Origin of the sequence: Paenibacillus cineris, from assembly GCF_018333335.1 — a bacterium.
GTDB classification, from domain to species: domain Bacteria; phylum Bacillota; class Bacilli; order Paenibacillales; family Paenibacillaceae; genus Paenibacillus_AQ; species Paenibacillus_AQ favisporus.
Map to the genome: position 1 here is coordinate 4,464,700 of NZ_BORU01000001.1, position 11,832 is coordinate 4,476,531.

General features: G+C 54.2%; 10 protein-coding genes, 11 tRNA genes and 2 rRNA genes. 1 reads left to right on the top strand and 22 read right to left on the bottom strand.

Annotated features, from left to right (window positions below; genetic code table 11):
- Window positions 1–16: 16 nt before the first annotated feature.
- From yajC to KI379_RS20800, 8 genes are all read right to left on the bottom strand, one after another.
- Window positions 17–361, bottom strand: coding sequence for a preprotein translocase subunit YajC (gene yajC, locus KI379_RS20765; protein ID WP_076176983.1), 345 nt, complete (start codon window positions 359–361; stop codon window positions 17–19).
- Window positions 362–402: 41 nt separating this feature from the next.
- Complete coding sequence (gene tgt / locus KI379_RS20770) at window positions 403–1,542, bottom strand: tRNA guanosine(34) transglycosylase Tgt (protein ID WP_076176982.1); 1,140 nt, start codon at window positions 1,540–1,542, stop codon at window positions 403–405.
- Between the two features lie 38 nt (window positions 1,543–1,580).
- Window positions 1,581–2,609 (bottom strand): tRNA preQ1(34) S-adenosylmethionine ribosyltransferase-isomerase QueA, encoded by a 1,029-nt coding sequence (gene queA, locus KI379_RS20775; protein ID WP_076176981.1) that lies wholly within the window; start codon window positions 2,607–2,609, stop codon window positions 1,581–1,583.
- Between the two features lie 7 nt (window positions 2,610–2,616).
- Window positions 2,617–4,743: a SpoIID/LytB domain-containing protein gene (locus tag KI379_RS20780; protein WP_212984566.1), complete on the bottom strand. Its 2,127-nt coding sequence runs from the start codon at window positions 4,741–4,743 to the stop codon at window positions 2,617–2,619.
- A 77-nt stretch (window positions 4,744–4,820) separates the two neighbouring features.
- A complete protein-coding gene (gene ruvB / locus KI379_RS20785) occupies window positions 4,821–5,825 on the bottom strand; it encodes a Holliday junction branch migration DNA helicase RuvB (RefSeq protein WP_076176979.1) in 1,005 nt (334 codons plus the stop codon).
- 36 nt (window positions 5,826–5,861) lie between these two features.
- On the bottom strand, window positions 5,862–6,476 hold the full coding sequence (gene ruvA, locus KI379_RS20790; protein ID WP_116229345.1) for a Holliday junction branch migration protein RuvA: 615 nt from the start codon (window positions 6,474–6,476) through the stop codon (window positions 5,862–5,864).
- Window positions 6,473–6,976, bottom strand: coding sequence for a crossover junction endodeoxyribonuclease RuvC (gene ruvC, locus KI379_RS20795; protein WP_076176977.1), 504 nt, complete (start codon window positions 6,974–6,976; stop codon window positions 6,473–6,475). Before ruvC ends, ruvA begins: the two co-directional genes overlap by 4 nt.
- Window positions 6,977–7,095: 119 nt before the next feature.
- Entirely contained in the window at window positions 7,096–7,989 is an 894-nt protein-coding gene (locus tag KI379_RS20800) for a LysR family transcriptional regulator (RefSeq protein ID WP_212984567.1), read from the bottom strand.
- Between the two features lie 127 nt (window positions 7,990–8,116).
- On the opposite strand from KI379_RS20800, the gene KI379_RS20805 reads away from it, so the two are divergent.
- Window positions 8,117–9,184, top strand: a complete 1,068-nt coding sequence (locus tag KI379_RS20805; protein ID WP_212984568.1) for a branched-chain amino acid aminotransferase — start codon at window positions 8,117–8,119, stop codon at window positions 9,182–9,184.
- A gap of 129 nt (window positions 9,185–9,313) precedes the next feature.
- Here the strand turns inward: KI379_RS20805 and KI379_RS20810 are convergent, their stop codons facing one another.
- From KI379_RS20810 to KI379_RS20875, 14 genes are all read right to left on the bottom strand, one after another.
- Window positions 9,314–9,982, bottom strand: coding sequence for a BofC C-terminal domain-containing protein (locus KI379_RS20810; protein WP_076176974.1), 669 nt, complete (start codon window positions 9,980–9,982; stop codon window positions 9,314–9,316).
- A 102-nt stretch (window positions 9,983–10,084) separates the two neighbouring features.
- Window positions 10,085–10,158: transfer RNA gene (locus tag KI379_RS20815), tRNA-Pro, on the bottom strand.
- A 23-nt stretch (window positions 10,159–10,181) separates the two neighbouring features.
- Window positions 10,182–10,261 (bottom strand) — tRNA-Leu (locus KI379_RS20820).
- Between the two features lie 17 nt (window positions 10,262–10,278).
- Window positions 10,279–10,352, bottom strand: a tRNA-Arg gene (locus KI379_RS20825).
- Window positions 10,353–10,371: 19 nt separating this feature from the next.
- A tRNA-Gly gene (locus KI379_RS20830) sits at window positions 10,372–10,446 on the bottom strand.
- A 17-nt stretch (window positions 10,447–10,463) separates the two neighbouring features.
- Window positions 10,464–10,539 (bottom strand) — tRNA-Lys (locus KI379_RS20835).
- A 151-nt stretch (window positions 10,540–10,690) separates the two neighbouring features.
- A tRNA-Asp gene (locus KI379_RS20840) sits at window positions 10,691–10,767 on the bottom strand.
- Window positions 10,768–10,800: 33 nt separating this feature from the next.
- Window positions 10,801–10,874, bottom strand: a tRNA-Met gene (locus KI379_RS20845).
- Between the two features lie 35 nt (window positions 10,875–10,909).
- Window positions 10,910–10,985 (bottom strand) — tRNA-Val (locus tag KI379_RS20850).
- 119 nt (window positions 10,986–11,104) lie between these two features.
- A tRNA-Glu gene (locus KI379_RS20855) sits at window positions 11,105–11,176 on the bottom strand.
- A gap of 19 nt (window positions 11,177–11,195) precedes the next feature.
- Window positions 11,196–11,287 (bottom strand) — tRNA-Ser (locus KI379_RS20860).
- A gap of 5 nt (window positions 11,288–11,292) precedes the next feature.
- Window positions 11,293–11,368: transfer RNA gene (locus tag KI379_RS20865), tRNA-Asn, on the bottom strand.
- Between the two features lie 9 nt (window positions 11,369–11,377).
- Window positions 11,378–11,494 (bottom strand): 5S ribosomal RNA (rrf, locus tag KI379_RS20870).
- Between the two features lie 217 nt (window positions 11,495–11,711).
- Window positions 11,712–11,832: ribosomal RNA gene (locus KI379_RS20875) — 23S ribosomal RNA — on the bottom strand; the annotation flags it as partial.

Here is an 11,832-nt window from a genome sequence, read left to right on the forward strand (position 1 = left end):
TAGTACCCGGATCGTCTTAGGACGATTTCTCGGATTCGCCGGAGCTCGAGCTAACCGCATGGCTGATGGAACCGCGATCGAAGGTCAGCTTCGTCACGTCGTTCACCCGCAGGACCACGATATCGTCCGTAATTTCCATAATCGTTCCGTGCAGGCCGCCGATCGTGACGACCTTATCCCCCTTCTTCAATGCGCTCAGCATGGAAGTCCGGGTCTTCTGTTTCTTCTGCTGCGGACGGATCAACAGGAAGTAGAAGATCGCGAACATCAGGACGAGCGGCAAAATCAAGCCGACAAGGCCGCCTCCTCCGGAGCCGCTAGCACCAGCTGCTAATTCAAAGGTTTGAGTTTGGTTGAACATATGCTTTTCCCCCCTTTCAAATACAATACTGCAGTTGAAGCTTAAAACCCTTTATCATTGTCATAAAGCCCATATTGTTCAAAAAACTCATCGCGAAAATCAAGCAGCCTGTCCTCCATAATGGCCTGGCGCACCTGCTTCATCAGATTGATGAGGAAATGCAGGTTGTGGTAAGTGGTCAAACGGAGTCCGAAGGTCTCATCCGCTTTGATCAAATGCCGCAGATAGGCTCTTGAATAGTTCCGGCAAGTATAGCAGTCACATGCTGGGTCAAGCGGGCCAAAATCTCTGGCGTATTGCGCATTGCGAACGACTAGCCGTCCCTGGCTGGTCATGGTCGTTCCGTTCCGGGCGATCCGTGTCGGCAGGACGCAGTCAAACATGTCCACGCCACGGATGGAGCCTTCGATCAGCGCGTCCGGCGACCCTACGCCCATCAAATAGCGGGGCTTGTTGTCCGGAAGCAGCGGAACGGTGTAATCCAGCACTTCGTACATCAGCTGCTTGGACTCTCCTACGCTGAGTCCACCAATAGCATACCCCGGGAAATCCATGGAAGTCAAATCACGTGCGCTCTGTTTGCGCAAGTCTTCATACATGCCGCCCTGAACGATGGCAAAGAGCCCCTGATCATGCGGTCTGGCATGGCTGTTCAGGCAGCGCTCTGCCCAGCGGGTCGTGCGTTCCAAGGATTTCTTAACATAGTCGTACTCGGCCGGATACGGCGGACATTCGTCAAAAGCCATCATGATGTCCGAGCCAAGCGCGTTCTGGATTTCCATGGCCACTTCCGGCGACAGAAACAGCTTGTCTCCGTTCAAGTGGGACCGGAAATGCACGCCTTCTTCGGTAATTTTGCGCATCTCGCTCAAGCTGAACACCTGAAATCCGCCGCTGTCCGTCAGAATCGGACGGTCCCAGTTCATGAAGCGGTGCAGTCCCCCGGCTTCGCGGATGATGTCATGGCCCGGGCGCAGGAACAGATGGTACGTGTTGCTCAAAATGATCTGCGCATTCATTTCCTTCAGTTCTTCCGGGCTCATCGTCTTGACCGTGGCCAGCGTTCCAACCGGCATAAAGATCGGCGTCTCGATCACGCCGTGGGGCGTATGCACACGCCCCAGCCGGGCTCCGGATTGCTTGCACGTTTTAATATGCTCATAAGTAATTGCTGCTGCCATGATTAAATACCATCCTCTTATATGCCGATCAACCGGTCTTAATAGATAAACATCGCATCGCCGAAGCTGAAGAAGCGGTATCTTTCCTTCACAGCCTCCGCATATGCGTTCAAAATATGCTCGCGTCCCGCCAGCGCGCTGACCAGCATGACCAACGTCGACTTCGGCAGGTGGAAATTAGTGATCAGGGCGTTTACGACTTTGAACGTATACCCTGGATAGATGAAAATATCGGTCCAGCCGCTGCAGGCTTCGAGCAGGCCGCCTTCAAAGCGCGTCCCGATCGTCTCAAGCGTCCGGCAGGAGGTGGTCCCTACGGCAACGATTCTTCCTCCGCGGGCTCTGGCCTCGTTCAGGATATCCGCTGTCTCCTGGTTCACCGAGTAATACTCCGCATGCATGACATGATCCTCGACACGCTCAACCGACATCGGCCGGAACGTGCCAAGACCGACATGAAGCGTAATGAAAGCGACCGTCACGCCTTTGGCACGGATTTGATCCAGCAGCTCTTCGGTAAAATGAAGGCCGGCGGTCGGAGCCGCAGCGGAACCCTCATGCTTGGAATAGACCGTCTGGTAACGCTCCTTGTCGTCCAGCTTCTCCTTGATATAAGGCGGGAGCGGCATTTGACCCAGCCGGTCGAGAATCTCCTGGAAAATCCCTTGATAGGTAAAGGTCAGCTTCCGCTCACCCATTTCCCCTTCATCCTCTATGACAGCCTGCAGCTCGTCGCCGAACCGGATCACGCTGCCCTTTTTCAGCTTTTTCCCAGGCTTTACGAGCGCTTCCCAGGTGTCCCCCTGCAAATTTTTCAGGAGAAGCACCTCGGCTTTGGCCCCCGTCTCTTCTTTCACGCCGAACAGTCTCGCCGGAATGACCCGGGTATCGTTGAGAACCAGCGTGTCGCCGGGCTGAAGCTCGTCTGCGATATCTTTGAAGGTGCGGTGGGCGATCGAACCGTCCTGCTTGTTCAATGTTAACAGGCGGGATGCCGTCCGCTCCGGCAAAGGAGTCTGTGCGATTAATTCTTCTGGCAACTCAAAATCGTATAAGTCTACATTCATCTGTTCGTCATTCCTTAACAATAGTTACATTCTGATAATAGTGTTTCAAAATGTCCTGGTACCCATACCCGGCGTCCGCCATTCCTTTGGCTCCCCACTGGGAGAGTCCGAGGCCATGGCCGTTGCCGCGGCCCACAAACAGAAACGCTTCCCCGGCTTCGATCCGGCGCGCCTTCGAATCCCCGTTCATGACGATCGTGCCTTTTCCAGCGATGGAAGAAGTCCCTGAAGCGGAAATGACCGACGTGTCGGACGTGCCGGAAACCTTCGTCGTTGTCCCGTTTGCGCTTAATACAGTATAGCTTCCTGTTGGTACAATATCAAACAATGTGCTTGGCAGACCGTTCAAAGCCGAACGGAACATATCGGGATATTTCACATCTAAAATCTGCCCGTTGGCCTTAATTTGGATCGCCCGTCCGGACGGTCCCCGCTTGGTAACCTCCAGCGTGCTGATCGTGGAAGGTGCAGCCGTTGAGGTCTTGCCCTTCAGCGTTGCAACCAGCTCGGCCGAAGTATAAGGTCCCCGAACCCAGTCATAGGTTCCCGATTCCTTCACCTGCTCCAGAACGACGGCGGTATCGCCGGGGTTCATCTGCGCGGCAGGCTCGACGTTCGATTGAATAAGCGGAAGCGGACGCACGTTGGTGTTCTTGGCCGTCACCGTGACTTTTGCAAGTCCGGCAGCCGTCGCCGTACCCAGTTCCTTGACGTTGTCCTCTCTGACATAACCGGTAATCCCGTTGCTGAGAAGAACGTGATACCAGGTTTTAGCCCCGTTTTGCGCGGCTACGTCTTCCTTGCTCTCGACGGTGCCGAACGCAGCTCCACCGCTGTTCCATACTTCGGTCGGGTCGGCCGATGCGCCCCCGGCATTGGAAGAGAAAACGGCCTCGACAACATTGCCGTTTTGCAGCAGCACTTCGCCCTCTGTGGCGTCTACAGCACCGATGACGCTCGGCGCTTCGGAGGCAACTCCGTTGTAAACTTGGCTGAGCGTCGTATCCACGACATCCGCCACCTTGAACTTATTATTGCTGCTGCTGATCTGGAAAGCTGCATAGCTGCGCGCAGCAACGGCTTGGGCTTTGAGCGACTCCTCCGGCCAGGACGACGGCACTTCGCCGCCGACGACCGCATAGAGGTATTGCTCAAAAGGCAGTTCGTTCACGAGCGCCAGTTGGCCGTTCACCATGCTGATCTCCATGCCGCCCCGGTATGTACGCCCCGATCTTTCCGCCACTTTAAGTTGGTCACCGCTGCTGGTAATCCAGCCTTTGGCATTGGTCCCGCTGACCACGATATGTTTCACCGCGGCGGTGCTTCCCGGGCTGCTCCCGGCATCACTGCGGATAATCAGCGCCGGCTGCGATGCATCCACCTCCGACAGCGTGGCCGCTGGGAGCTTTGCGCTTACCGCACTGCGCACCGCCGCCAGACCGGATGCATCTGCCGCTTCGCCGACCCATACCGCATAACGGCCGCCGCCGTCTCCGCCCGGCTGAACCGCCACAAACGCATCGGCGCCGGCTGCCTGGATTTGCTGGGCCGCAGCTGCCGCTTCAGCCTCCGATGCATAGGTCCCTGCCGACAAGTGATTGCCGCCGGTCACGACCGGAGTCTGTCCATTCAGCTGTCCCGCGGCTGTCTTGGCTGTCCGCGCCGCGGCATCGTTAGCCGCCTGCAGGCTCGCATACATGCCGGTATACACCTGATACACCGTTCCGGCACCCGTCGATGCGGCAAAGATGACCGGCTTGTCGGCCGTCGCGTTCAATTTTTTATAGGCATCCGCCGCCGTTTTGGCATCGGAAGTGGAGAGTACTTTCACGCGGAATCCATCCACGCTGAATTTAGCCGTCTCGTTAGCCCCAAAGGACACAAGAGCCGGGGCCCCCGAGGAAGCAGATACCCCTGCAGACCATGACTGTCCCGATGACAGTGTAACGACAGGCGTCGTTGATTTATAGGTACTTCCCAAGTCGAGGAACAAGCCTACGCGGATTTGATCCATGCTCGTTCCCGCGGCTTCTGCGGTCACAGCCGGCAGCTGCAGGACTCCCGTTGCCAGCACGGCAGCCAAAATCCCCTTGCTTCCCCACTGGCCCGCTTTCGTTCTCCACCAATTTCCCACTCGTTATTCTCCTCCCGCTTCTGTCTGAAAATGTGTTCGAACCATTTCACGTCCGGTAGCCTCGTAACAATTACGCTTTACTGGTCAGTCGGCATCGGCAGACCTAAATGCTGATAGCCCGCAGCCGTTACCATTCTTCCCCGCGGCGTCCGCTGGAGAAATCCGATCTGCAGCAGGTAAGGCTCGTATACGTCTTCGATCGTCTGGCTCTCTTCGCCGATGGTGGCCGCGATCGTATCGAGGCCGACCGGACCGCCACGGAAGCTCGTGATCATGGCGTGAAGCATTTTATAATCGATCTGATCCAGTCCTTTCGGGTCGACCTGCAGCATCTTCAGCGACTCCTCCGCGATGGCCGGCGTAATCATGCCGTCCCCCCGGACCTGGGCAAAATCCCGGACCCGGCGCAGCAGCCGGTTCGCGATCCGCGGCGTCCCCCTGGAGCGCAGGGCGATCTCGTCGGCCGCATCCCCGATAATTTCGATGCCGAGAATGTCGGCACCTCTGGAGACGATGTAGCTGAGCTCGTCCACCGTATAAAACTCGAGGCGGCTGACGACGCCAAAGCGGTCCCGCAGCGGTGCAGACAGCAGCCCGGCCCGTGTGGTCGCTCCGATCAAGGTGAACGGAGGCAAGTCCAGCCGCACAGACCGTGCACTGGGCCCTTTACCGATCATGATGTCCAGCGCAAAATCCTCCATCGCCGGGTAGAGCACTTCCTCGACCGTCCGGTGCAGCCGGTGGATTTCGTCAATGAACAGCACGTCCCCTTCCTGGAGATTCGTCAGCAGTGCCGCCAGGTCTCCCGGCCGTTCAATGGCCGGCCCCGACGTCGTCCGAAGGTTCACGCCCAGCTCGTTGGCAATAATATTGGCCAATGTCGTCTTTCCGAGGCCCGGAGGCCCGTACAGCAGCACGTGATCCAGCGCTTCATTGCGCATTTTAGCCGCCTCAATATAAATTTTCAGGTTTTCCTTCACCTGGTTCTGTCCGATATATTCCGCAAGATAACGAGGACGCAGGCTAAGCTCTACCGCCTGGTCCTCCATCATCAGGTTTGCCGATATGATACGGTCATCCATTGCTATCGCTCCTCTTGTAACGCCCGCTTACCATAACTATCCCGCATAGAGCTGCTTGAGCGCCCGTTTCATTAAAATGTCCACCGAATCCCCAAACGCCGTGTCATCCTTGATCTTGTGCCATACCCGGTCCAGCTCGACGTCGGTATAACCGAGCGCCTTAAGGCCTTCGCGCGCTTCGGACCAAGCCGATCCGTCGCCTTCCACCGGTTCAGGAACCGCAAACAGACCTGTCGCCATAGCCGCCGTACCAAAACCGTCGAGCTTATCCTTCAGGTCCAGAATCATGCGCTGTGCGGTCTTCTTGCCGATTCCCGGCAGCTTGGTCAGGAACGTAATGTTCTCCTGATAAATGGCCGTCACGACATGATCCGGTGTGCCCCCGCCGAGAATGCCCAGGGCTACCTTAGGGCCGATCCCCGACACATCGATCAGCTTGCGGAACAGCTGCTGCTCCTCGCGTGTTGGAAAGCCGAACAGAAGAATGGCGTCTTCCCTGACATGGTGGTGGGTATATACGGTGACCGGACCATCCGTCTTGGCGAACACAAAAGGGTTCGGGCAAAATACACGGTAGCCTACTCCCTGCACGTCAAGCACAATGTACTCATTCTCCAGATGGACCACGGGTCCTCTCAAAAAATCGATCATTTTCTCAATACCTCATTTATTCTGGAATTTAACGTGTACGAATGGGCGTGGCAGATCGCCACGGCCAGCGCGTCGGCCACATCATCCGGCTTGGGCACCGCCTGCAGCTTCAGGAACATGCGAACCATTTCCTGCACCTGCTTCTTCTCCGCTTTGCCGTATCCGACGATGGCCTGCTTCACCTGCATCGGGGTATACTCGGCGATCGGCAGCCCGCGCTGCGTTGCCGCCAGAATCAGAACGCCGCGCGCCTGACTGACGGACATGGCCGTCGTGACGTTTCTATTAAAAAACAATTTTTCGAAAGCTACCGCTTCCGGCTGATACTTATCAATAAGCTGGAGCATCGCCTCATAGACGTGCAGCAGCCGTTCTTCATCAGGTGTATGGGCTTCCGTCTGAATGCATCCATACTGAACCGGAGTGACCTTACTTCCGTTTTTATCGATAAATCCGAATCCGACGATCGCAATCCCCGGGTCAATTCCTAAAATTCGCAAGTCATTTCTCTCCCTTGGTATAAAGCGAACATATGTATTCGTTCTCTTCATTATAATGTAAAACTTCATACCAAGTCTATGATTCTACTAAAAGAGGTATGCCTGCATCCGGGACAAGCCTACATAGACTGCGTCCCGGAAGGAGTGAACGTCCGGATGAGCTCGTTGATAAAAGCAAGCATCGCTGTGCTCAGAAACGTCTGCTTCCGGTAAACGATGCCGACCTTTTTCTGGGGGACGGGCTCAACGATCGGTACAGTGCGGATCGAAGGATCGGAGCCTTGTAAAAGGTAGGACCTGGGTAGTATGGTCGCGCCGACACCGAGCCGGACCATCTGCAGCATGGAGTCCATCGTCGACAGCTCAAACGCCGGTTGAAGCTGCACCCCTGCTTGAGCGCTGTAGCTGTCCACCATTTGACGTACCAGAAACTTTTCAGGAAAAAGAATCAGCGGCACCTCTGTCAGTTGGTCCAATTTCACAGCCTCTGCGGCTGCAAGGGAATGCTGCTTCGCCACAGCCAGGCACAGCTCTTCGGTGTAGAGCTCTTTGCTGACCAGCTGCTCGTCCTCCAGCGGGAGAAAAACGACTCCAAGATCCAGCTTGTTAGCCAGCAGACCGGCCCTCGTTTCCTCCGTCGCCAGCTCCACGACCGAAATCGAGATGCCAGGCTGCTTCTGGTGAAAAGAAATCAGCGTCCTCGTCAGCAGATGGTTGCCTGAGCAGCCGATCGTCAGCCTCCCCCGCTGCATCCCTTTCAGTTCATTGATTTCGGACTGCGCCTGCTCCAGCTCATGAAAAATGTTCAGCGCATGCTCCTTCAGCGTTTGCCCCGCTTCCGTCAAATAGTTCCGTTTTCCGATCCTTTGAAAAAGGGGCATGCCCACCCTCTCCTCGAGCAGGCGGATTTGCTGGCTGAGCGTCGGTTGGCTGATGCCCAATTGAACGGCTGCTTTCGTAAAATGAAGCTCTTCGCATACGGCAAGAAAGTATTCCAGCAGGCGGAAATCCATAAGCCTCCCCCTTCACCCAAACCATAGTTAATAACTATTATTTTAATTGATAACATTGAATTGACCAATCATTTTTTATTCCCTATAGTGAGAATAATAAATTTCTATAGATGAGGTGAGCGTTGCAATGACACAAGAGATCAGCATTCAGTTAACCACCGAGCCGCGAACACGTCCGGACAGCGAGAAACTTGGCTTCGGCAAGTATTTTACAGATCACATGTTTATGATGGATTATACGCTGGAGAAGGGATGGCATGATCCGCGGATCGTTCCTTACGCCCCGCTGCAGATGGATCCGGCTTCGATGGTATTTCATTATGGGCAGGCAGTGTTCGAAGGTCTGAAGGCATATCAAACTTCTACCGGCGAGCTCCTTTTGTTCCGTCCTGACAAAAACATGACGCGGCTGAACCGCTCCAACGAACGCTTGGGCATTCCTGAAGTGTCGGGCGACTTTGTCATTGAAGCGATCCGCACCCTCATTAACATCGATCGTGCTTGGGTTCCGACGGCTCCTGGAACATCGCTGTACATCCGGCCTTTTATCATTGCTACGGAAGCTTGCCTCGGTGTGAGAGAATCCCACACCTACCAGCTGATCGTCATTCTGTCGCCTGTAGGCGCTTACTACTCGGGCGGGCTTGCCCCGGTAAAAATTAATGTGGAGAGCTCCTATACCCGAGCCGTGCAGGGCGGAATCGGGCATGCGAAGGCAGCCGGCAACTATGCCGCAAGCATCAAGGCCCAAAGCAACGCCAAGAAAGGCGGCTACTCCCAGGTGCTGTGGCTCGATGCACTGGAAAAGAAGTACATTGAAGAGGTCGGCAGCATGAACATCTTTTTCAAAATCGGCGGTAAAGTAATCACCCCGGCCATTAACGGCAGCATACTGGAAGGTGTGACCCGGGCTTCGGTTCTGGAGCTGCTCGGCAGTTGGAACATCCCGGTGGAAGAACGGAAAATATCGATTGAAGAGATTTTTGAGGCCAATGCCAAGGGCGAATTGGAGGAAGTGTTCGGCACGGGGACTGCGGCTGTCATTTCCCCTGTCGGTGAATTATATTGGAACGACCGGCAAGTCCTCATTAACAACGGCCAAATCGGCCCATACTCGCAAAAGCTGTATGACACCCTAACGGGTATCCAGACCGGGCGGCTTCCAGATCCATTGAAATGGACGATGCCCGTTTAAGTCCCGATAGGATGAATGCAAAAAAGCTTTCCTGTTCGCCTCATCGCTGGCAGGAAAGCTTTTTCATTTGCGTTCTATTCCTTTTATCGAAAATCCGTTTAAAGCAAAGGACATCGAACATCCCGGTCTTTACCCTTTCCGGGCATAATCGCTGAATGTGGACAGCACGCTGTTGTATTCGTCAATGTCCTGCACCCGGATGCCGTCATAAAGCTGCTGTACGGCTCCATCCGGCAGGGAGGATTCCATCGAGTTGATATCCAGTTGGAAAAAGGTTTTAATGACCTTTTCGTGTGTCGGCGGTCCCTCGAACAAGGTCAGATTTCCATCTTTGTCGAGGCTGATGTAAGCCTGTTCCTTACAGGTCGGGGATAGATCCGAAATGGTTTCCTCAAACCGGATTTGTCCCTTCCCGGTAAACTCGCCCTTCCAGGTTGGATGCTCATTCATCAGGGAGTAGATGTCATCGCTGCTCAGTTGTCCGAGCACCTGTTCCTCCTCACCGCATATATAAACTTGGCGAACGGTTACTTCGTTTGTACCCTTCGTTTGATTCAACGTCTTCCAGAATTCCGAATTATCCACGGTGTCATCGGAACCCTCCGTCTGCTCATAATGCTGAAGCGTTTCAATGGCAACCGGCGGTTTCGTGCTGAGCAGGCTCTGTACCTGATCCGGAAGATAGGATCCGAGCCAGACCAAGGCAAGCATTAACGAAGAGATCCCCAGCGTCAACGCTCTGCGTCTCCAACGTCTCCATTGCTTTTGTATTTTCTTTTTGATTCGCGCTGCATTCACGATAATCCCCTTCTATTCTCTATCTTTTTCCTTTATTGTGACCGGGGAAATACCAAATTATACAGCAAAAAACCACCGAAATTCATTCGGTGGTTGATCTGATCGGGACGACACGATTTGAACATGCGACCCCCTGGTCCCAAACCAGGTGCTCTACCAAGCTGAGCTACGTCCCGTTATTCATCTGAAAATGTTAAAATGCCGGTGAAGGGACTCGAACCCCCACGGTTTCCCTCACGATTTTGAGTCGCGCGCGTCTGCCAATTCCGCCACACCGGCTCGATAAAACATAAGTACGCGCCCTAAGAGATTCGAACTCCTGACCTTTTGATTCGTAGTCAAACGCTCTATCCAGCTGAGCTAAGGGCGCCGGTAAAGGCAAAAAAAAATGGAGCGGACGACGGGAATCGAACCCGCGACCCTCGCCTTGGCAAGGCGATGCTCTACCGCTGAGCCACGTCCGCAAAACCAAAAATAAAACTGGTGAGCCATGAAGGACTCGAACCTTCGACACCCTGATTAAAAGTCAGGTGCTCTACCAACTGAGCTAATGGCTCTTAATTCAAGAGGATTCTCATCCCTGAAGCAATTTAAAATGGCGGAACCGACGGGATACTCTCTCTTCGTTCGAGACTGCGATGCAGTGCTAACGAAGTGAATGCTTCGACGAACCCGTATCCGGATTCTCATCCCTGAAGCAATTTATAATGGCGGAACCGACGGGATTCGAACCCGCGATCTCCTGCGTGACAGGCAGGCATGTTAGGCCTCTACACCACGGTTCCACGGCCTTTGGGATCTCCATCTTAAGGAGATAATTGCGGGGGCAGGATTTGAACCTACGACCTTCGGGTTATGAGCCCGACGAGCTACCGGACTGCTCCACCCCGCGTCAATAAAAAATCACTTATTTTCTTTTAAAAATCATGGTGGAGGCTGAGGGGATCGAACCCCCGACCCTCTGCTTGTAAGGCAGATGCTCTCCCAGCTGAGCTAAGCCTCCATATTAAGTGACCTGTATGGGATACTCTCACTTCGTTCGAGACTGCGATGCAGATGCTAACGGAGTAATGCTCCGACGAACCCTTTTTTGGATTCTCATCCATGATGTTAATAAGAAAGTGACCCGTATGGGATTCGAACCCATGTTACCTCCGTGAAAGGGAGGTGTCTTAACCCCTTGACCAACGGGCCGCGCTATTAAAATCCAAGCTGGCGGAGAGAGAGGGATTCGAACCCTCGAGACGCTTTTGGCGCCTACACGATTTCCAATCGTGCTCCTTCGGCCAACTCGGACACCTCTCCACAAGTGGCTCCCCGAACAGGACTCGAACCTGTGACAACTCGATTAACAGTCGAGTGCTCTACCAACTGAGCTATCAGGGAATATGTATCGCTTGGCAACGTCCTACTCTCCCAGGACCCTTCGGTCCAAGTACCATCGGCGCTGGAGGGCTTAACGGTCGTGTTCGGGATGGGTACGCGTGGAACCCCTCCGCTATCGCCACCAAACGGAGCATTGGTTAATCACCAAATGCATAATTCAGGTTTCAGCATCGCCAAATGCTGAAAGTCATGCACGCTTCTCTCACCCACTTGAAGTGAAATCAGCATTTTTGACTCCCTGAAAACTAGATACGAAACGAATCTGCGCTTTAAGAATTATCGGGTCCCCGCCAAAGTACTCGGAATCAGCTTCAACGCTGCTCTTCACTTTGGTGGGTATTTTTTGGATAAGCCCTCGACCGATTAGTATTGGTCAGCTCCATGCATTACTGCACTTCCACCTCCAACCTATCTACCTCGTCGTCTACAAGGGGTCTTACATACTGGGAAATCTCATCTTGAGG